This window comes from Shewanella halotolerans (assembly GCF_019457535.1).
Lineage (GTDB): Bacteria > Pseudomonadota > Gammaproteobacteria > Enterobacterales > Shewanellaceae > Shewanella > Shewanella halotolerans.
The window spans coordinates 3,431,799-3,452,781 of the sequence record NZ_CP080417.1 but is presented as its reverse complement, the minus strand read 5'-3'; the positions used below and the strand labels follow the sequence as shown (position 1 = coordinate 3,452,781).

The window sequence follows — 20,983 nt, the reverse complement described above, 5'->3', positions numbered from 1 at the left end:
AGAGAGACTCACTGGGAGGCCAATTGCACTTGCTTGTTCTGTTCAAGTTTAGCCATCAATTGCTTACTCAGGGCGAGGAAGCTGGATTTTTCCTTGCGATCTATTGGCAGAGATTGCGGCAGTTTGACCGTGCGCGGATTGCGGTGCACGCCGTTAACGATAAACTCATAGTGCAGGTGGGCACCTGTGACCCGGCCGGTTGAGCCCAGGGTGCCGATGATTTGTCCCTGTTTCACCGTCTGGCCCTGCTTGACCTTACGTTTCTTGAGGTGGAGATACTTGGTGGTATAGGTCTCATTATGTTTGATGAAGACATAATTACCATTGTATTGGTTGTAACCGGACTTGATCACCCGTCCCTTACCCGCGGCCTTGATGGGGGTGCCGACGGCGGCCACATAGTCTACACCGCGGTGGGCCTTGACCTGGCCAGTGACCGGGTGGAGGCGGCGCGGGTTGAAGCTGGAGCTGACATACTTGAAGTCCACCGGCGAGCGCAGGAAAGCCTTGCGCATGCTACGGCCCTCGTCGGAATAGTAGTTGCCGTCCTTGTAGCGCACCGCCGTGTAGCGATCCCCCTGGTTGTAGAACTCGGCGGCCAGGATATTGCCGTTACGCAGGAACTCGCCGTCGGCGTATTCCTCTTCAAACAGGATGGCGAAGTTGTCGCCCTGGCGCAGATCCAGGGCAAAGTCGATATCCCAGCCGAAGATGGTGGCCAGCTGCATGATCTGGTTGGGCGTTAAGCCCGCGCCGACGCCGGCGTTCCAGAAATTGCTGCTGATGGTGGCGCTGGCAAACTTGGTGCGGTTCTCCACCGTCTTCTTGATGATCTCTTCGCTGTATCCCTTATCGTCCTTGCAGATCTTCAGGGTCGAGATGGGGTCAAGATGATAGACCACCCGCTTGAGCTGACCGGCATCATCTTTGACGATAATGATCTCTTCGCCGGGCATGATCTTTAACAGGTTCTTCTTAGCCTTGGGGAGCTGGGTTATCTCATACACGTCACGGGCCGAGAGTCCGGCGCGCTTAAAGAGGGCGGCAAGGGTGTCGCCGCTGCGCACGGTAAACTCCTCGCTGCTCTCCCTTTCCTCTTCAGGCTCGGCGACGACTGGGTTATCGGTAACCTGGGTCAGGGGGCTCTCATTTAGGTCGAGACTTCCATTAAGGTCGAGATTGCCGTTAAGGTCTAGGCTACCGCTCTCCTGGGTATTACGGGCGATCTCATCGGCGCTGGGGGGCTCGGGCGTACGAAAGGCGAGGGGCACGGGATAGGCGTAGCCGTTTGTCTTGGTGTCGTTCGTAGCGTTTTCGCCTGATGTGCCGCTACCTGCTTGTTCGCTAAGGCGAATCTTGCCCGTTAGTGAGGTATTGGTTGAGCGGGAGGCCTCGGCATCGTCGGAGGGGATAAATATCACGCCTATGGTGATCATCACTAAGACACTCAATATGATTTGATGCAATCTGGGTAATAGTTTTAAGAGTGTGATGATCTTTCCCATTGACTCCGATACCAATTTCTAACACTTAAGCCGATCCTGTTAGTGTACACTCTTTCATTTGTGCTGGCTAACAAGTAACATTAGTCCCCATTATTTACCTATCGGCTCTTAGGAGTAGCTGCCAAGATGGCTAATTTAGACCAAGCATTAGCAGAAATTAAACGTGGTACCGACGAGATCTTGCTCGAATCGGATCTGCTGGAAAAATTAAAAGAGGGACGTCCTCTGCGCATCAAGTTGGGGGCCGACCCAACCGCGCCGGATATTCATCTTGGCCATACTGTGATCCTCAATAAGATGCGTGCCTTCCAGGAGCTGGGACACGAAGTGATCTTCCTGATCGGCGACTTCACCGGCATGGTGGGTGACCCGAGTGGTAAGAACAGCACGCGTCCGCCGCTGACCCGCGAGCAGGTGTTGGCAAACGCCGAAACCTACAAGGAACAGGTTTACAAGATCCTGGATCCGGCCAAGACCCGCATCGAGTTCAACTCGAGCTGGCTAGAGGAGCTGGGCGCGGCGGGCATGATCCGTTTGGCCTCACAGCAGACAGTTGCGCGTATGATGGAACGTGACGACTTTAAGAAGCGTTATGCCTCGGGTCAGTCGATCGCCATCCACGAATTTATGTACCCACTGCTGCAGGGCTATGACTCTGTTGCGCTGGAAGCCGACGTCGAGCTTGGCGGTACGGATCAGAAGTTCAACCTGCTGATGGGCCGTGAGCTGCAAAAGGCTGCGGGTCAGAAGCCACAGGCGGTGATCATGATGCCGCTGCTGGAAGGTCTGGACGGCGTGAAGAAGATGTCTAAGTCGGCCAACAACTATATCGGCGTCAGCGAGCCTGCCGGTGAGATGTTTGGCAAGATCATGTCTATCTCTGATGACCTGATGTGGCGCTACTTCGAGCTGCTCTCTTTCCGTCCACTGGAAGAGATTGCCCAGCTTAAGAGCGACGTCGACAACGGCACCAACCCAAGAGATGTGAAAATCGCCCTGGCGAAAGAGATCATCGCCCGTTTCCACGACGAGGCGGCAGCCGAGGCGGCGCATCAGGAGTTTATCAACCGCTTCCAGAAGGGCGCGATCCCAGATGATATCCAGGAGATCGAGATTGCCGCCGGTGATGGTATCGGCATCGCCAACGTGCTTAAAGATGCTGGCCTGGTCAGCTCGACCTCTGAGGCGATGCGTATGATCAAGCAGGGCGCGGCTAAGCTGGATGGCGACAAGATTGAAGACAGCCGCCTAGTACTTAACGCCGGCATGACGGGCGTGTTCCAGGTAGGTAAGCGCAAGTTTGCCAAGATCACCCTGGTTTAACGATTTAACGTCGAATCATTTCAAGAGGCCTGCTTAATGCAGGCCTTTTTTATGTTTGGTGAAAAGTTTAAGAGTTAAGAAGCTGGCGAGGCTAAAGCTTGTAGTTTGGAGAGCTTGAAAGTGGCTAGCGCTAGGTTAGAGCAGCTTATTGAGTGGCTAGCTGATCCTGCATGGTCTGATAGTCCATCAGATCTTCATGCTCCTTCACCCTGTGGTTGGCGAGATCGAGTTTGACCGTAGTCACCCCGGGGATCGCCAGTTCGATCACCTTGCCCGGCTTGCCAAACAGGCTGCCGGGGCCGCGATAGTGGTAGTTGCCTATCATCACCACCAGTGAGCCCGAGTTGTACATGTGCTCTATGTTGAAATCGTATTCCAGTACGCCGCGATGGGCGCGCTCGAAAAACTCTATGATGTCGCGTCTGCCCGTGTAGGTCTTGCTGGCGGTGCGATCCTTAAACACGCTGTCGCGGTTGTAGAAGGAGGCCAGGGTGCGGTAGTCGTGATCCGTCAGCGCTTGAATATACTTGATCGCCATCTGCTGCTCGGCGGGCATATCGCCGGGAGCCGCCTGGGCGGCCAGGGGCAATATCATCAGAATGCTAACTAAAAACTGCTTGATCATCTTATGTTTTCTTTAATTCAAACGCCGGTAGTCTCAGGTGCCACTTGATGGCCGCCAAGCGAATGACGAGCGCACTTATCATGGCGATGGCCAGGGCCACCTTATCGGCCAAACCCCAGGTGATGGCACAGGTATAGCTTATCCCGCCGAAGATGGAGGCGGTCGCATAGATTTCGGTGCGCAATATCATGGGGATCTGGCGACAGAGTATGTCTCGAATAATGCCGCCTCCGACGCCAGTTATCAAGCCCATCACTACGGCAATCATGCCGCTGAGGCCAAGATTGAGCGCCTTTTCCGCCCCGATCACGGTAAACAAGGCTAATCCGAAGGCGTCGGCCACCGGCAGAGTGTACTGGGGCACCTTCTTTGGCTTGCGAATAAACAGCAGGGCCAGCAGCACGGTCGCCAGGATCACTATGATGTAGTTGGGGTCGCGGATCCAAAACACCGGCGTGGTGCCGAGCAGAGCGTCACGTATGCTGCCGCCGCCGATGGCGGTGACCGAGGCAAGCACTATCACCCCAAAGGGATCCATGCGATGACGCCCGGCCGCCAGGGCGCCAGAGAGGGCGAATACAGCGGTGCCGCAGAGGTCGAAAAAGTAGATCCACTCCTTCATTGATCTAGCTCTTGCAGGTGGTAGTTGAGGGCATCGACCGAGATGCGGATCTCCAGCACAGACAGCAACAGAGAGTAGAGCAGGAGCAGCAGGCTGGAGCCGAAGATGACCGAGCCGGTCTTGTTAAAGCCCACATAGATGAAGATCATGCACAGGACGCACAGGGCAAAGCTAGAGACGCCCGCTTCCTGCATGCGGCGGATGATGACGATGCGGCGGCGCAGGTTTTTAAGCTGCCCAGAGTGCACAGGTTTGCCCTCGGCGCTCAGGCTGCGGATCAGCGCCGCCAGCGAGAAGAAGCGGTTGGTATAGGCCAGGAGTAACAGTGAGATCGCCGGAAACAGCAGCGCCGGTGTGGTCAGGGAAATGTGAAGATTCTCAAACAAAGTCGTTATGCCTATTGTGTCAATATGTTGCCGCCAGAGGGGAATAATACCAAGGGTTTTTGGCTTGTCTAGTCAAAAGACGCCGGGGTAGAGGCAGCGCTCCCCAGAGTGGCGATTAAGCGTGCGCCAGTAGCCGCAGCGTGGCCCACAGGCAGGGGATTAGCAGCACAGAGAGCACCCAGATCCCCTTGCTCAGACGCAGCAGCCTGAGCGCCGCCGTGATGGTGTGGGGCGTGGGCTTGGGGCCAGTGCCGATACGGGCGATATCGACCCTCTGCCCGGCAAACTTCTGTGGGCCGCCGAGCTCGGTGTCGAGCACCTTGGCCGCCAGGGCGCAGGTGGCCAGATGATTGTTTATCGGCAGTGGGCTCTTGGTGGGCCTCAGTAGCTGCATCAGGGCGCCGGGGCCGCCCTGGATCGCCAGGGTGAAGTTCCAGGCCTGGGTCGGCAGCCAGTAGAGCAGGGAGCTCAGCAGATAGACGGGGCGACCAAACTCGCGGTATTGCGGGTTAAGCGCCGGCCAGGTGTATTCCAGCTGCTTGATCATTCGCGCGCCCAGCACCAGCGGCGCACCGCCGACGGCGAAGAAGAGTATGGTGGCGACCGTGCCGTAGATGGAGGTGGTCATCAACTTCTCGATCACCGTCTTGCTCATGCCCACCTCTGAGAGCTCTCGGGTGTCGCGATAGACCCACTGGCTCAGCAGGCGACGGGCGCGTTGCTTGTCTTGACGTGCTAGGGCCTGGCCCGTCTCCTCTGCCACCTTGTGAAACTGCTCGTCGCATAGGCAGAGATAGAGAAACAGACACTCGAAGAACCAGGGGAAGGCTGCCAGCTCCAAAAGGAAGCTCAGGATCAGCCAGAAGGGCAGCACCAGGAGCAGTACAGAGAGGCTGCCCGCCACTCGCTGCTGATTTGCGGAGCGATCAGCTCTCGCCACCTTGGCCGACAGGCTGCGCGCCAGCTGAGAAAACCAGTAAAAGGCCTGGTATTCTCTTGGCAGCGGCGCCAGCAGCGCCATGAAGATGGCCACCAACAAGATGGCAGCCCCCTGATAGAAGGGGCTGTCGAGCAGTAGCTGTTGGATGAGATCGTGCATCGCGTCGCGGTCTGTGTACCGTCCCTGAGTCTGTCAGTTACAGGTGTTTCAGCAGCGAGATCACCATCAGCGCCGAATGATGGCCCGCCTTCACCAGGTAGCTGTCAAAATCTACCGGCGAGTCGTTGTTGGCGTTGTCAGACAGCGAGCGGATCACCACGAAAGGCACCTTAAACTGGTGACATACCTGGGCAATCGCAGCGCCCTCCATCTCACAGGCCGCCATGGTCGGGAAGTTATTCAGCATCATCTTAGTGCGCTCAGGGTCGCAGATAAAGCTGTCGCCGGTGCAGATAAGCCCTTCGATAGCCTTCACCTCGCCCAGATCCGCTATCGCCTTCTTGGCCGCCTCGACCAGTGTTCTGTCTGGCATGAAGGCCGCCGGTTGCTGGGCCATCTGGCCAATCTCGTAGCCAAAGGCGGTTACGTCCACGTCATGGTGACGCACCTCAGAGGAGATAACGATATCGCCGATGGCCAGGCTGTCGACGAAGCCGCCCGCCGAGCCTGTGTTGATCACATAATCTGGGGCATATTTCTCAATCAGCAGTGTGGTAGCGACACTGGCGGTAACCTTGCCGATGCCAGAGCGGGTGACGATCACCTCTTTACCCTCAAGCTGTCCGGCGACGAACTCTATGCCGGCGATGGTCTGGGTCTGAGTGTCTGTCATAGACGCGATAAGATGAGCGACTTCTGGCTCCATGGCGCCGATAATACCAATTTTCATTGAATACCCTTTATGGTCTAGGTGGATCTGGCCGCGCGAAGGCGCAGCCTGTCTTAAGATAATGGGCGCTAATATAGCAATAAAGTGGTTCGGTGGCGAGGTTGCGGATCGCTAGCTAGCTTGTTGGAAAACAAGTTAGGAAGTTTCTTTGTTGGTGGCCATCAGCGTTATGGCTTTGTATTTGCTGGTGGCAGCGTTGACCTTTATTTCTTTGAATTGCCTGCGGCAATTCCATTTTGCTATTTGAACTCTACCCGACTTGGTATTTGAGGTGTGGTTTATAACCATGACGTCATGGTTTATCTATTGCCTGCGGCAGGCTCATGTGCAAACACGCTTTTGGCACGGTAAGTGAGGCGTAGCTTCGCGCTAACGAACGAGAGGCATGGATGCCGAGCTGGCTTTTAGACATGGATGTTGTCCGAGTCCATCCTTGGATGCTCTGCGAAATCATCCATGATTTCGAAGGCCAAAAGCGTGTTTACATCCGGTTTTTCATCTCTTCGATTTGACCGTATTTGATAAGCATAGGTATTTGAATAGGGCGTGAATGGCCAAGGTTTTGTGGAAATGAATTTTGCCTACTGAAGACCAATGCTACATAGTTTTGAATTGCTTGGCAGCAGGTGCAGTGCATGGATGCATTAATTTTTTTGGACATTTTCGTGTTAGTACTTTAGTTCCATATTAATGAGTTTCAGATTAATTTTTCTATGTGCTAACGCCATTACTAATGGGCGCATAAATGCTTGGCTAAAATTAGCGACGAAGGAGTGCAAGCCAAGCGTTTTACGTCCTTTTTAGTAATTTGTTTTAGCTACTTGGTAAATATCCTTTTGACCTGTGTATTATCAAAATAGATTACCAACTTTTGAGTCTTTAACTTCTGTTCTTCAGGCGGTTCTAAACCATCGTCTGAATGAAGGTTATATGGTATGTACAGTTGGTAGTCTTCCATTAGGCCATTTTCGAGATCAATAGTTTGAGTAAGTGTCACTTCCTGTAAATCGACAGCATAAGCCAAATCAAACACTTCTGAGTCAATAGTGAATGTACTATTTGCTGACTTTACCTCTACATTTTTAACCCTATCACTATCCCCATCACGAAATATTGTAAGGGTCAGCTTATCTGACACGAGAGTTAACTTATTTAACGGTACATGAAGATCTGGTATAGCTTTAAGCTCAGGGCTTAGTACAAGCAAAGTAATTAACAGGACTTGAATAATACGCATACGTTTCCCTGTAGCTATAACTCTTATTAATGAGAATGCCGGATATGTAAATAACCACTACCTAATGCAACTTGCAGCATAATTTTTTAAATGTCTGAAATTTATATCAATAACAACATTACATAACAAGGAGAAAGTGAGCTGGCCCAAAACAAGGCGAGCAATCTACAGAATGCTGATTTAGTTTTCCTAAACGTTATCAAAAGCGGCTAAATCGAAGAAACGTTAGATATCGAGTGTAGATACACTGGTGAGCTTCCGTGACAGGGCCGAAAATGTTCCCGACATTTTTCGGCATTCCCTCCTTCCTTGGAGGTCAGATGAAACCGCAGAGCGGCCAGGGATGGCGCACAGCGTGTCACAGACGTATCTGCACAACCCCCGCCGGACAGGCGCTAGGTAGCATTGAAGGTGCGACCTTAAATAATCCACCCATTACTCAAACTGGTAGACGCTACAACCCGAAAGTATTCCACATTCCCCCGTCGGGTAGACGCTAGATTGCCATGAGGGGACACCCTCTAGCTGATTAGCTACTCGTATCATATACCGCTAAATCGAAGAGACGTTAGATACCGGGTGTATATACGTCTGTGACCTTCGGTTTCAGGGCCGAAAATGTTCCCGACATTTTTTGGTATTCCCTCCTTCCCTGGAGGTCAGATGAAACCGCAGAGCGGCCAGGGATGGCGGACTGCGTGTCACAGACGTATCTGCACACCCCCCGCCGGACAGGCGTTAGGTTGCCATGAAGGTACGGCCTTCAATAGTCCATCAAATACTCAAACAGGTCGACGCTACAACCTATAAAACAAACACATGACCTCGCTGGGCAGGCGTTAGGTTGCCATGAAGGTGCGACCTTCAATAATCCATCAAATACCCAAACAGCCAGACGCTATAGCCTGAAAGGACTTCCATTCACTAAAAGGGGAAAATTAAAGTTCCACCATCATGACCGAAACCTGAACTCCTTTTGAATCAACCTCATGTAGTGATTTAAAACCAAATTGGTTATACAAACCGCCCGAGAGATCTTCGGTTTGAAGGTAGAGGTGTGTGATGCCGGCCTCGCGGGCAAGGCGTATCACTTCGCTGACTAGGGCGGATGCTATGCCCTGTCCTCGGGCGTCGGCTCTCACGTAGACGCCGCCGAGCCAATGTTGATATTCGGGAAACATCTCCATCTCATGGAGTTTTAGTTCTGCTGCACCAACGAGTTTGTGATCTATCTTGGCAAGCACCAAGAGGGGCGCATCGTCCCGCCGGGTTGCCTTGGTGACGTTTTCAAGGACAAACTCGAAGGAGTGCCTGCCCGAATCAAGGCACCATTGGTCGAAATACCATTTGGCGACGGTTTCTGCGGCGGCGGGTTCATCCGCCAGGAGAGTAAGTTCCATTTAAAGCTCCGTTATGTTTATTCGATTTTTTCTTCTAACTTTCCAAAGCAAATAAAGTAGATAAGAAAAATCAAACCTGCTAAATGCCAAAAGAAGATTAAGTAAAACCCCGGTGGATTCGTGGCTAGATCGTAAACCACATGGCCTCTGCTTGTTATGCTTCCGGTTTTGAATGCTTGAATTAGGTGCCATGAAAAGGGTAATACAGCAAAGCCCAATAAGATTTTTATCAGGAATAGTGGAGAGGCCTGAGTTTCCTCTGCCCGTTTGGGCTCGCGTTCGGGATGGCGCTCCCTTAAGCCAATCTCGTCGATGAGGGACTGATAGCGCTCTGGGTAAGCCGTCTTATCTATATTTGCTTTCACTTCAATAAGCTCGGCGAGCGAGTAGGTTTTATAGTCAGGTTCTTTCAAAATACTTGATTCACAGCTTAAAGAGTCAAGGGGAAGTCAAAGAGCCTAATTGACTAGGCTCGATAGTTGGCTAGGCCTGGTAGTTGGCGTCGACGAGTTCGCCGACTTGTGCTGCGCTCACCTTTTCATGACGTTCGAGCCACTGCTGGAGCCCAGCTCTGTCATCTTGTGTTGCAGAGCCATAACGCTGATTGGAGCAGAGAAACAGATTCATCTCTCCTGGTGAGCCGCCACCACCGGCGATCAGATTTCTGCTTTCGATAAACGCGATAATGTCGTCTAAGAAGGTATCAAAATCGCCACCCAGATCGGCATCGAGTTGGCAATTGGCATAGAAGCCTAAGGTGGCAAACTCACCCAAATACAGCTTCTTTCTTAAACGCTTCGACTTGTTTTCTAGCTTATTAATCTTCATCAATCCTCCCTGAATAACGCCTGAGTCTTTTAGCCACAGATTTCGGCTAGTGCCCCACTTTAAATCGACACCTCACAAATATCCACAATAATCAGTTTATTAGCTACTTGTATCACATACCGCTAAATCGAAGAGACGTTGGATGCCGAGTGTAGATACACTGGTGAGGTTCCGTGACAGGGCCGAAAATGTTCCCGACATTTTTCGGCATTCCCTCCCTCCTTGGAGGTCAGATGAAACCGCAGAGCGGCCAGGGATGGCGTACAGCGTGTCACGGACGTATCTGCACAACCCCCGCCGGGCAGGCGTTAGGTTGCCATGAAGGTGCGATCTTCAACAATCCATCAAACACTCAGACAGGTAGACGCTACAACCTATAAGATCCCCACACGCCCCCGCCGAGCAGGCGCTAGGCAGCCATGAAGTGACCCCCTTTAGCTGATTAGCTACTCGTATCAAATACCGCTAAATCGAAGAGACGTTAGATACCGAGTGTAGATACACTGGTGAGCTTCCGTGACAGGGCCGAAAATGTTCCCGACATTTTTTGGCATTCCCTCCTTCCCTGGAGGTCAGATGAAACGGCAGAGCCTACAGGGAGCGTACTTGCGGCGTCTCACAAGGGTATCTGCACACCCCCCGCCGGGCAGGCGTTAGATAACCATGAAGGTGCGAATTCAAATCAAATTATTAGATATCGAAGAGGGCGAAGGTTAAACCACCAAAAAACCAGGCTGGTTTTCCCCAGGCAAAAAAAAGCGCTTTAACTCTCACTCAAAGTTAAAGCGCCAATCACAAGCCAAACTGTGCAGCTCAGACACTGAGCCGGTTCAGACTTAAGCCTCGAAGCTGTTTAATATCCCGAGCGCCGCATCGCGGCCTTCGGCGATGGCGGTGACCACAAGGTCTGAGCCGCGCACCATGTCGCCACCGGCGAACACCTTAGGGTTGCTGGTCTGGAAGGGGTTATCGGCGACCTTAGGTGCCACCACGCGGCCCCATTGGTCTAACTCTATACCATAGTCGCCAAACCACTTGGCGGGGCTTGGCTGGAAGCCGAAGGCGATGATGATGGCATCGGCCTCGATCAGCTGCTCGCTGCCCTCGATCGGCTCTGGGCGACGACGACCCGAGTCGTCCGGTGCGCCCAGGGCGGTTTCGACACATTCGATGCCACTGACCGCGCCGTCAATGGTTTTGATGGCCGTCGGCTGACGGTTGAACAGGAAGTTGACCCCCTCTTCGCGGGCGTTTTGCACCTCGCGGCGTGAGCCCGGCATGTTGGCCTCGTCGCGGCGATAGACGCAGGTCACCTCGCTGGCGCCCTGTCTGACGGCGGTGCGCACACAGTCCATGGCGGTATCGCCGCCACCGAGTACTACTACCTTCTGACCGGCGAGGCTCAGGTAAGGGGTCTCTTCGTCTGTGGTGCCCATGACGTTATGGGTGTTACCAATCAGGTAGGGCAGGGCCTGGTAGACGCCCTTGGCATCTTCGTTTTCCAGCCCGGCCTTCATCGGGGTGTAGGTGCCCATGCCGAGGAAGACGGCGTCATACTCGGCCAGTAGGGTGTCGAAGCCGATATCTTGGCCCACGGTGACGCCCAGCTTGAACTCTATGCCCATGCCTTCCATGACGGTGCGGCGAATCTCCATGACAGACTTATCCAGCTTGAAGGCGGGAATGCCGTAGGTGAGCAGGCCGCCTATCTGAGGATGCTTGTCGAACACCACCGCCTTGACGCCGTTGCGGGCGAGGATGTCGGCGCAGCCGAGGCCGGCGGGGCCCGCGCCTATGATGGCGACGCGTTCCTGACGCTTGACCACCTTGCTCATGTCCGGGCGCCAGCCCTGGGCGATGGCGGTGTCGGTAATGTATTTCTCCACATTGCCTATGGTGACGGCGCCAAAGTCGTCGTTGAGGGTACAGGCGCCTTCACACAGCCTGTCCTGGGGACAGACGCGGCCACAGATCTCAGGCAGTGTGTTGGTCTCATGGACCAGCTCGGCCGCCTCGAGTATGCGTCCCTGTTTGGCCAGCTTCAGCCAGTTGGGGATATAGTTGTGCAGCGGGCATTTCCACTCACAGTAAGGGTTACCACAGTCTAGGCAGCGGTCTGCCTGCTCGTTAACCTGAGGCTGTGCAAAGGGCTGATAGATCTCGATAAACTGCGTGGCGCGATGCTTGGCGTCATGCTTGGTCGGATCCTTACGGCCTACTTCAATAAATTGAAAATCATTACTCATGGCCATTACCCCGCTACCACTGCTAATGCAGGTTCAGTTTGTTCCAGACGCAGGAGATCATCGAGCGCCACATTCTTAGGCTTGACCAGGACGAAACAATCGATCCAGTTTTCAAAATCGTTTAACAACATCTTGGCGTGCTCGCTGCCGGTCTCGGCAACGTGCTCTTCGATCAGCCCCTTGAGGTGCTGTTGCTGTATCGGCGCCGTCACCTTCTGCATATCCACCATCTCGGTATTGAGACGGCGGTTGAAGTGGCCGAAGCGATCGAACACATAGGCGAAGCCGCCCGTCATGCCGGCGCCGAAGTTAACGCCCGTCTTACCCAGCACTACCACGATGCCGCCAGTCATATACTCACAGCCGTTATCGCCCAGGCCTTCGACCACGGCGATGGCGCCCGAGTTACGCACGGCGAAACGTTCGCCCGCCTGACCGGCCGCAAACAGCTTACCGCCGCTGGCGCCGTAGAGACAGGTGTTGCCCAGGATGACGCTCTTTTCGCTCTGGAACATGCTACCCACAGGCGGATAGAGGGTGATCTTGCCGCCCGACATGCCTTTGCCTACATAGTCGTTGGCATCGCCGCACAGATCCAGTGATAGGCCCGGGGCGTTCCAGACGCCGAAGCTCTGGCCCGCGCTGCCGCTGAAGTTAAGCTGTATCGGCGCCTTGGCACCCTGACGGCCGACTTTGGTGGCAATGTAGCCAGACAGCGCCGCGCCTACCGAGCGGTCGGTGTTGTTGATCTCGAAGCGCGCGGTCAGTGGCTCGCCCTGATCGACGGCTGCTTGGCAGTGGTTCAAAATCTTCTGGTTAAGCTCGCCCTTGTCGTCGGTCGGGTTGGTCTCGCGCCAGGTGAGGGCGCAGCCCTCTGGTACCTCTGGTTTGTAGAGGATGGCGGACAGATCCAGCTGTTGCTGCTTGTCTGTGGCGCCTTCAAGCGCCGCGAGCCAGTCGCTGCGCCCTACGAGCTGTTCGAACTCGGTCACCCCGAGAGCGGCCATCCACTCGCGGATCTCGCGGGCCATAAACTCGAAGTAGGTCATCACGCGCTCGGGCAGGCCGTGGTAGTGATTGTCCCTCAGCTGCTTGTTCTGGGTCGCCACGCCGGTGGCGCAGTTGTTCAGGTGGCAGATACGCAGGTACTTACAACCCAGGGCGATCATAGGCACGGTACCGAAGCCGAAGCTTTCGGCGCCCAGCAGGGCCGCCTTGATCACGTCTGTCCCCGTCTTGAGGCCACCGTCCACCTGCAGGCGGATCTTGTGGCGCAGGCCGTTGGCGACCAGCGACTGATGCACCTCAGCCAAACCTAGCTCCCACGGGCTACCGGCATATTTCACCGAGGTGATAGGGCTGGCGCCCGTGCCACCATCGTAGCCAGAGATGGTGATCATGTCGGCATAGGCCTTGGCCACGCCGGTGGCGATGGTGCCGACGCCTGGCTCGGATACCAGCTTGACCGAGATCATCGCCTTGGGGTTAATCTGCTTGAGGTCGAAGATCAGCTGAGCCAAGTCTTCGATGGAGTAGATATCATGGTGTGGCGGTGGCGAGATCAGGGTGACGCCTGGGCGCGCGTTACGCAGCGCGGCGATCTCTACACTCACCTTGTCGCCAGGCAGCTGACCGCCTTCGCCGGGCTTGGCGCCCTGGGCGACCTTGATCTGCAGCACCTCGGCGTTCACCAGATAGTGCGCCGTGACGCCGAAGCGGCCCGAGGCGATCTGCTTGATGGCCGAGTTACGCTCAGAGTTGAAGCGGCGCGGATCTTCCCCGCCTTCGCCCGAGTTGGAGCGACCACCCAGGCGGTTCATGGCCACGGCCAGCGCCTCGTGGGCCTCTGGGCTGAGGGCGCCGATACTCATGGCGGCGCTGTCGAATCTTGGGTAAAGGGTCTCGGCGGCCTCGACCTTGTCGAGCTCGACAGCCTGATTGTCACCCTTGACGGTGAAAAGATCCCTCAGGGTCGCCACGGGTCTGTCGTCCACCAACTCGGTGAAGCGCTTGTAGACGCCATAGTCCTGATCGCGCAGGCTCTGCTGCAGTGTGTTGACCACATCTGGGTTGAAGCAGTGGTACTCACCGCCTTCAACATATTTCAGCAGGCCGCCCTGAGGCAGCGGCTGATGGGGCTGGAAGGCGAGCTTTTGCAGTGTCTGTTGATCTTTCTCCAGCAGGGCGAAGCTTGCGCCTTCGATGCGGCTGACCACACCCTTGAAGCAGAGCTCAACCACCTCAGATGAGAGACCTATGGCTTCGAACTGCTGACTACAGCGGTAGGAGGCAACGGTACTGATCCCCATCTTAGACATGATCTTACGCAGTCCCTTGTCGATGCCCTGGCGGAAGTTGAGCATCAGCTGCTGGGTCTCGCGCACGCCATGACGGCTGGCCAGTGCCGAGATGCTCTCGTAGGCCAGATAAGGGTAGATGGCGGTGGCGCCAAAGCCCAGCAGCACCGCGAAGTGATGCGGATCTCTGGCCGAGGCGGTTTCGACTATGATGTTGGTGTCGCATCTCAGGCTCTTGTCGACCAGCACGCGCTGCACGGCGCCCACGGCCATGGCGGCGGGGATCACCTGCTTACTCTTGTCGGTCGCCCTGTCGGAGAGGATCAGCAGTGTGGTGCCGGTACGCGCCAGGCGCTCGGCCTCGTCGCAGACGCGGCGAATGGCTGCCTCTAAGCCTTCGCTGAGGTCATAGTTAAGATCGACAGTGTTGGCGCGGTAGTAGGTCGAATCCAGTGCCAGCAGCTGGTTGAAGTCGCTGTAGAGCAGGATAGGCGAGCTGAACATCACGCGGTAGGCGTGGCCCGTGGTCTCGTTGAACAGGTTCTGCTCGCGGCCGACACAGGTGGCCAGAGACATCACATGCTTTTCACGCAGCGGATCGATTGGCGGGTTGGTCACCTGAGCGAATTTCTGGCGGAAGTAGTCGTACAGGGTACGGGACTTCTTCGACAGCACGGCCATAGGCGTATCGTCGCCCATGGAGCCTGTGGCTTCTTCGCCTTTCTCGGCCAGTACCCAGATCACCTGCTCAAGCTCCTCGCGAGAATAGCCGAACTGCTTCTGGTATTGCAGCAGGGTATCGGCGGAGAACTCGCAAACGCCCTGGGCTTCGCTCGGCATCTGCTCGGCGGGGATCAGGGTCTGACTGTTCTTGGCCATCCACTCCTTGTAGGGGTGACGGCGCTTGAGGTCGTTATCGATCTCAAACGAGGAGTAGAGCTGACCGTTGAGGGTGTCGAGCACCAACAATTCACCCGGGCCGACACGGCCCTTCTCGACCACCTCGTCCGGAGCATAGTCCCAGATGCCGATCTCAGAGGCCAGGGTCAGGATACGGTCTTTGGTGATCACATAGCGTGACGGGCGCAGGCCGTTACGGTCGACGGCGCAGGCCACGTGGCGGCCGTTGGTCATCACTATGCCTGCCGGGCCGTCCCAGGGCTCCATATGCATGGAGTTGAAGTCGTAGAAGGCCTTCAACTCGTCGTCCATCTCTGGGTTACTCTGCCATGCGGGCGGAATAAGCAAGCGCATGGCGCGGTAGAGGTCCATGCCGCCAGCAAGCAGCATCTCCAGCATGTTATCGAGTGAAGAAGAGTCGGAGCCGCTCTCGTTAACGAAGGGCGCCGCCTGCTGCAGATCTGGCAGCAGTGGGGCATTAAACTTGTAGGCGCGGGCGCGGGCCCACTGACGGTTACCGGTTATGGTGTTGATCTCGCCGTTGTGGGCAAGATAACGGAACGGCTGTGCCAGCGGCCACTTGGGCGAGGTATTGGTTGAGAAGCGCTGGTGGAACAGGCAGATGGCGCTTTGCAGACGTATGTCGGCCAGATCCGGATAGAAGGCCGGCAGATCGGCAGGCATCATCAGGCCCTTGTAGACGATCACCTGGCCAGAGAGACTGGCAACATAGAAGTCTTTACAGTCTGTCATCTGCTGCTCGAGACGGCGACGGGCCATATAGAGTCGACGCTCGAGATCTTTCTCACGCCAACCTATGGGCGAGTTGATCAGCACCTGCCAGATCTTGGGCTGGCTGGCCTGGCCTATGGGGCCTAATACCTCAGGGTTGACCGGGACTTCACGCCAACCGGCCACACTCAGTGTCTCTTTCTCCAGCTCACGTTCCAGGGTGCGTTTGGTGTAGTTGGCCTTTTCCTCATCTTGGCTTAAGAACAGCATGCCCACGGCAAACTTACGGCTCAGGTGCCAGTCGTTCTCGCTGGCCACGGCTTCGAAGAATTTAATGGGGAGTTGCATAAGTAGGCCACAACCATCGCCGGTACGACCGTCGGCGGCAATACCACCACGGTGTTTCATGCGATCCAGGCCATGAATGGCTGTACGTACAATTCTATGGCTGGCTTCGCCATCCATCTGGGCGATTAAGCCAAAACCACAGTTATCTCGTTCAAAACTGGGGTGATACAAGCTCATATAAAAACTCCCTAATACTAACCAATACTACGTCGGGGAAATTCAAGCGATTGATGTGCACCCGAACCATCCAAATTAACTTTTGCCTAGTAAAAGGTCAATTCAAATTTATGCATAAAGTATGACTAGGGTAGGGCGTTTAATACGGTTTATAATTTAACCTTACGTTAACGTCAACTGTAAAAGTTGCTGTATAACATTATGAATAAAAAGAATTTTGGAAGTTGTCCTGAATATTTTTTACCAAAATGTAACAAAAAGGATTATTGTCTTATAATCTAAAAAAGTGATTTTTATTGCATATACAGTGAATTATTTAACAAATCTTAGACCAATGTATTAGCCGATACTGTGCTGCGCCCCTAAGTTTGCACCAGCTTTGTGAGCTGGCGCGCCGGGAAAGGCGCCAAAAATTGATGTAGCACCAAGAATGGCGCCATCAAGCCAGTTACAATCGCCGCCCTTTTATCGAACGAGAGAATACCCCGTGGGACTGGATAGCCATGTCAACACCTTTGGCCTGCATTGCAAGCGTCAGTATGGCCAGCGCCTCAAGAAGCTGACCCTGGATGCCAAGTTTACCTGCCCCAATCGTGACGGCAGCCTGGGACGGGGTGGCTGTACCTTCTGTAATGTGGCCTCCTTCAGCCATGAGCATGGCTCGGTAGACAGCATCGCCGTGCAACTGGCCAATGGCCGCGTGCGCGCCCAGGGCAAATCCAGCAAGTTCATCGCCTACTTTCAGGCCTACACCAGCACCTATGACGAGTATCAGTTGCTCAAGCAGCGCTATGATGAGGCGGTGGCCGACAGCGATATCGTCGGCCTGTGTGTCGGCACCCGTCCCGATTGTGTCAGCGACGAGGTGATCGCCCTGCTGGCCGGTTATCAAGCCCGTGGCCTGGAGGTGTGGCTGGAGCTCGGCCTGCAAAGTGCCAACCTTGAGACGCTTAAGCGGATCAATCGCGGGCATGGTTTCGAGGAGTATCGTGATACTGTCACCCGGGCGAGAAAGGCGGGATTAAAGGTGTGTACCCACCTGATCTTAGGGCTGCCTGGTGAGAACCATGAGGACTTTTTAGCCAGTCACAGGGCGGTGCTGGATGCTGGGGTCGATGGGCTCAAAATTCATCCACTGCATATCGTCGAGGGCAGCACCATGGCCAAGGCCTGGCGGGCCGGGCGCATGAGTTTATTGACCCAGGAAGCCTACGCAGAGAGCGTCGGCGAGCTGATTCGTCTCACGCCTAAAGAGGTGATTTTTCATCGTGTTACCGCCTATGCCAAGAAACCTATGCTGCTGGCACCCGACTGGTGTGCCTATCGCTGGGAGGGGTTGGTGGCCATCGTCAAGAACCTGGAACGCCTGGGCGGTCAGGGTCATTATTTGACCGATTCGGCAGGTGATCAATTGTCGGTTTAGGCGCAAAAAACGTGAACAATTGAGCAATTAATTTAACGCATGGTTAATGAAAGGTTAAATAAGGAGGTATTTAACTTGCATATGCTTCAATTAGTTGCGCCCGTCATTCTAGGCGCTATTATGGGGTGAATTTTATTCTTGTCCCGTCAGCTTTTTTCGAGAGGTGCCTTAAGATGGCAACAGCCGAGTTAGAATCAATATTGGATCTCAACACACTTGAGCAGTACTGCAGCGCTATCGGTGCGGGCACTCTGCTAAAGAGTGTCGTCTTGTTTGAACAGTTGATGCCGGAGTATGTTGGCAACCTGGTCAACGCTAAGGAAGCACAAGACAAAGATACCTTATGTTCTGAGGCGCACAAGTTCAAAGGCGCTGCCGGTTCTGTGGGACTGAAACGTATCCAGCAGTATGCTCAGCTACTGCAACACGGTGAGGCGGCCGAGTGGCCAGCTGAGCACGGCACCTGGCTGCAGGTGATCGTGGACAACGCCAGCCAAGATCTGGCCGAGCTGAAGGCTTACCTGGAATCTAAGGCATAAAACGGCAAAGTAGTAGGCCAAGCCTGTACGCTAAAGCCTGTACATAAAAGCCAGCAAAGATTGATAACGCCCTCGATGAGAGATCATCGGGGGCGTTTTTGTTTGTGCACTATTTGGCCGCTTTTGGGCAGCGCTTCACAATTCTGGCAAAAGAGAGGGTTAATCCCGGAGCCGCTTGTGCTAGAGTTAGATTGAGTAATTGAATGTAAATGGAAGTTGGTAATCGATTTTATGAAACATCTGCCGAGCCTGAAAAACCTTTACTATCTGGTCAATCTCTATCAGGAACAGAATTTTAATCGCGCGGCCAAGCTGTGCCACGTGAGCCAGTCGACCCTGTCGAGTGGGATTCAAAACCTGGAGGAGCAGCTGGGTCATCAACTGATCGAGCGCGATCATAAATCCTTCATCTTCACCGCCATCGGCGAGGAGGTGGTGCAGCGTTCCCGTAAGCTGCTGACCGACGTCGACGATCTGGTGGAACTGGTTAAGCATCAGGGGCAGCCGATGACAGGGGATATTCGCCTGGGCTGTATTCCCACCATCGCGCCATTTCTGCTTAGCCGGGTGGTGAAGCATTGCCAGCAGGAATATCCTGAGCTAACGCTGTTTTTGAAGGAAGACACCACGGAGCGGCTTTTGGACGCCCTGGGTAAGGGCGAGTTGGATCTGTTGCTGCTGGCTCTGCCGGCCGACACCAGTGGTTACCACAGCATGAAGGTGGGAATAGATCCCTTCAAGCTGGTGATGCATAAGGAGCTCAGCAGTGAGGTGCACCAGCCCATAGATTACAAGGCGCTGCCCGATGAGAGCATCTTCCTGTTGCAGTCGGAACACTGTATTACCGGCCATGCCATCAGCGCCTGCAGTCTGGCCGATAGCGACAAGATCAACCCTTTCGCGGCGACGAGTCTGCACACACTGGTGCAGATGGTAAACAGCAAGCTGGGGACCACCTTCTTGCCACAGATGGCGATAGATGCGGGGATTTTGAACGATACGGATCTCACCGCCCTGACGCCACCGGGCGAGGCGCCTTACCGGGATATCGGCCTGGTCTGGCGTCAGACCTCCAGCCGTATCATGACCTTTAGAACCTTAGGCAAGGCGATTCAAAGCTTGTTGGAACAGGCGGAGGCGGAAAGTTAGTTTTAACTATTGCTACCCTTGGGGGAAACGCCATACACCTCGATAGAGTGTTGTTTCCCCTTGAGTTTGATTGGACCAAGGTTGGTAAAGTCGTAGTGACTGTCGCCAGTATCGATAAGCGACTGCAGTGAGCCTGAGATCAACATCCGCTGCCCCAGAGGGTTACACTGATCTTGAAGCCTCGCCAGGGTATTGAGCACATCGCTGAAGAAGCTGATCTCCTGCTTCTGCACCCCAACCACAGCCGCCACCACCTGACCACAGTGGGCCGCCGCCTTAAACTTAGGCACGAAACCATACTGCTCTTCGAAATACTTGCGCTGCCAGTTAAGTTGCTGGCTGAACTCATAATAAATATTGAAGCTGCGATCTTCTATGATGCCGTTTTCCAGTGGCCAGTGGATCAGCACGGCATCGCCCATGTAGCGGTAGATCTCGGCGTCGTTGTTGACCACAGTGTCCGATAACAGGCTGAAGCAGTCCTGGATCAGGCGACTGAAGCGATAGTCACCCAGAGATTCCGCGTGGGTGGTCGAGGCCACCATGTCCAGGTAGAGAAACAGGCGCTGTTCGTACCTTGGCCTGTGGTATTTACCCAGGCCGATATTAAACAGAATACGTGGGCCAACTAACAGCGCCATCTGCTCGATGAAGGCCAGGCCGACACGCACCACCACCAGGTAGATGATCAGGGCCTGGAACGAGGGGCTGTAGAGAATATGTGCGGTCAACATCTGCCTGAGGGTCGACATATGGTTCTCAATGGCCCACATGTTGAGGAACTGGGTCATGTAGGCGAGGGTGGTCGCCCCAAGCAAGAGGAAGAGTCCCTTGAAGATCACCGAAAACAGATAGGGCAGGCGATTGATGGCGCTAAAGTCGGCGATCAGGTTCGACATCCAGTGCAGACTACCAAAGATGATCCCCATATAGATCGCCAGGGTCGCGAGATCGGCTGTGCCTACCGCCCATTGGGGCAGCTCTGGTGTTTGCGCATAGCGGAAAAACACAAAGGCCGCCATGGCAATAGCCCAAGCGAAAATGGCAAATACGAGCTTCTTTGCTTGAATGCGTGCTCTCACAGTGACAGAAAATTCCTAAATGCTGCACAAATCTCAGGATGCGCTAGTGTATAGAAAACACCCCTACAATTTCCAGTGATATTTGTGATCTAAGTCAAATGAAGTCTAGATGTGCCAAAAAAGCGACAAATTTATGTTGAACAAGTGTTAAGTGACCGTGGTGATTGTTTTTTTCTTGGGGAATGCTGACAGAAAGGGGCGCACTTTGTCGACTATCTAAAAGTCTAAAGTGTGAGAAATGACCCTTCTCTGTCACCCCTTTTAACTAGAAGGAAAATTGCGGTTCGAATCACCTTTAAATAGCGATTCGAATAGCCACGACTGGCCAGCTCAAA

17 protein-coding genes are annotated in these 20,983 nt (G+C 54.4%); 4 read left to right on the top strand and 13 right to left on the bottom strand.

Features of this window, described 5'->3' with window-relative positions:
• Positions 1-8: 8 nt before the first annotated feature.
• Entirely contained in the window at positions 9-1,505 is a 1,497-nt protein-coding gene (locus tag K0H81_RS15015) for a peptidoglycan DD-metalloendopeptidase family protein (protein ID WP_220058840.1), read from the bottom strand.
• A 126-nt stretch (positions 1,506-1,631) separates the two neighbouring features.
• On the opposite strand from K0H81_RS15015, the gene tyrS reads away from it, so the two are divergent.
• Positions 1,632-2,828 carry a tyrosine--tRNA ligase gene (tyrS, locus tag K0H81_RS15010; protein WP_011864826.1) on the top strand — a complete coding sequence of 399 codons (1,197 nt, stop codon included), beginning with the start codon at positions 1,632-1,634 and terminating at the stop codon, positions 2,826-2,828.
• Between the two features lie 145 nt (positions 2,829-2,973).
• Here the strand turns inward: tyrS and K0H81_RS15005 are convergent, their stop codons facing one another.
• From K0H81_RS15005 to gltB, 11 genes are all read right to left on the bottom strand, one after another.
• Complete coding sequence (locus K0H81_RS15005; RefSeq protein WP_011864827.1) at positions 2,974-3,453, bottom strand: nuclear transport factor 2 family protein; 480 nt, start codon at positions 3,451-3,453, stop codon at positions 2,974-2,976.
• Position 3,454: 1 nt separating this feature from the next.
• Positions 3,455-4,075: a trimeric intracellular cation channel family protein gene (locus K0H81_RS15000; protein WP_011864828.1), complete on the bottom strand. Its 621-nt coding sequence runs from the start codon at positions 4,073-4,075 to the stop codon at positions 3,455-3,457.
• Complete coding sequence (locus K0H81_RS14995) at positions 4,072-4,461, bottom strand: DUF2721 domain-containing protein (RefSeq protein ID WP_011864829.1); 390 nt, start codon at positions 4,459-4,461, stop codon at positions 4,072-4,074. Before K0H81_RS14995 ends, K0H81_RS15000 begins: the two co-directional genes overlap by 4 nt.
• A 115-nt stretch (positions 4,462-4,576) precedes the next feature.
• The gene (locus tag K0H81_RS14990; RefSeq protein ID WP_220058839.1) at positions 4,577-5,560 is read right to left on the bottom strand and encodes a cobalamin biosynthesis protein CobD/CbiB; all 984 of its coding nucleotides are present in this window, start codon (positions 5,558-5,560) and stop codon (positions 4,577-4,579) included.
• Between the two features lie 37 nt (positions 5,561-5,597).
• Complete coding sequence (gene mtnN, locus K0H81_RS14985; RefSeq protein ID WP_220058838.1) at positions 5,598-6,290, bottom strand: 5'-methylthioadenosine/S-adenosylhomocysteine nucleosidase; 693 nt, start codon at positions 6,288-6,290, stop codon at positions 5,598-5,600.
• Positions 6,291-7,107: 817 nt separating this feature from the next.
• Complete coding sequence (locus K0H81_RS14980) at positions 7,108-7,527, bottom strand: hypothetical protein (protein ID WP_220058837.1); 420 nt, start codon at positions 7,525-7,527, stop codon at positions 7,108-7,110.
• A 938-nt stretch (positions 7,528-8,465) separates the two neighbouring features.
• Positions 8,466-8,927, bottom strand: coding sequence for a GNAT family N-acetyltransferase (locus tag K0H81_RS14975; protein WP_220058836.1), 462 nt, complete (start codon positions 8,925-8,927; stop codon positions 8,466-8,468).
• A gap of 17 nt (positions 8,928-8,944) precedes the next feature.
• A complete protein-coding gene (locus K0H81_RS14970) occupies positions 8,945-9,340 on the bottom strand; it encodes a hypothetical protein (RefSeq protein WP_144201074.1) in 396 nt (131 codons plus the stop codon).
• 70 nt (positions 9,341-9,410) lie between these two features.
• Positions 9,411-9,755, bottom strand: a complete 345-nt coding sequence (locus K0H81_RS14965) for a YggL 50S ribosome-binding family protein (RefSeq protein ID WP_220058835.1) — start codon at positions 9,753-9,755, stop codon at positions 9,411-9,413.
• Positions 9,756-10,591: 836 nt separating this feature from the next.
• Entirely contained in the window at positions 10,592-12,001 is a 1,410-nt protein-coding gene (locus K0H81_RS14960; RefSeq protein WP_220058834.1) for an FAD-dependent oxidoreductase, read from the bottom strand.
• Positions 12,002-12,006: 5 nt separating this feature from the next.
• The gene (gene gltB, locus K0H81_RS14955; RefSeq protein ID WP_220058833.1) at positions 12,007-16,455 is read right to left on the bottom strand and encodes a glutamate synthase large subunit; all 4,449 of its coding nucleotides are present in this window, start codon (positions 16,453-16,455) and stop codon (positions 12,007-12,009) included.
• Between the two features lie 487 nt (positions 16,456-16,942).
• On the opposite strand from gltB, the gene mnmL reads away from it, so the two are divergent.
• The 3 genes from mnmL (at position 16,943) to oxyR (ending at position 19,566) form a co-directional block, all read left to right on the top strand.
• On the top strand, positions 16,943-17,878 hold the full coding sequence (gene mnmL, locus K0H81_RS14950; RefSeq protein WP_220058832.1) for a tRNA modification radical SAM protein MnmL/YtqA: 936 nt from the start codon (positions 16,943-16,945) through the stop codon (positions 17,876-17,878).
• A 173-nt stretch (positions 17,879-18,051) separates the two neighbouring features.
• The gene (locus tag K0H81_RS14945) at positions 18,052-18,417 is read left to right on the top strand and encodes an Hpt domain-containing protein (protein WP_011864838.1); all 366 of its coding nucleotides are present in this window, start codon (positions 18,052-18,054) and stop codon (positions 18,415-18,417) included.
• Positions 18,418-18,648: 231 nt separating this feature from the next.
• Positions 18,649-19,566: a hydrogen peroxide-inducible genes transcriptional activator OxyR gene (gene oxyR / locus K0H81_RS14940; RefSeq protein WP_011864839.1), complete on the top strand. Its 918-nt coding sequence runs from the start codon at positions 18,649-18,651 to the stop codon at positions 19,564-19,566.
• Between the two features lie 2 nt (positions 19,567-19,568).
• Here the strand turns inward: oxyR and K0H81_RS14935 are convergent, their stop codons facing one another.
• Entirely contained in the window at positions 19,569-20,648 is a 1,080-nt protein-coding gene (locus K0H81_RS14935; protein ID WP_041406482.1) for an adenylate/guanylate cyclase domain-containing protein, read from the bottom strand.
• Positions 20,649-20,983 lie beyond the last annotated feature (335 nt).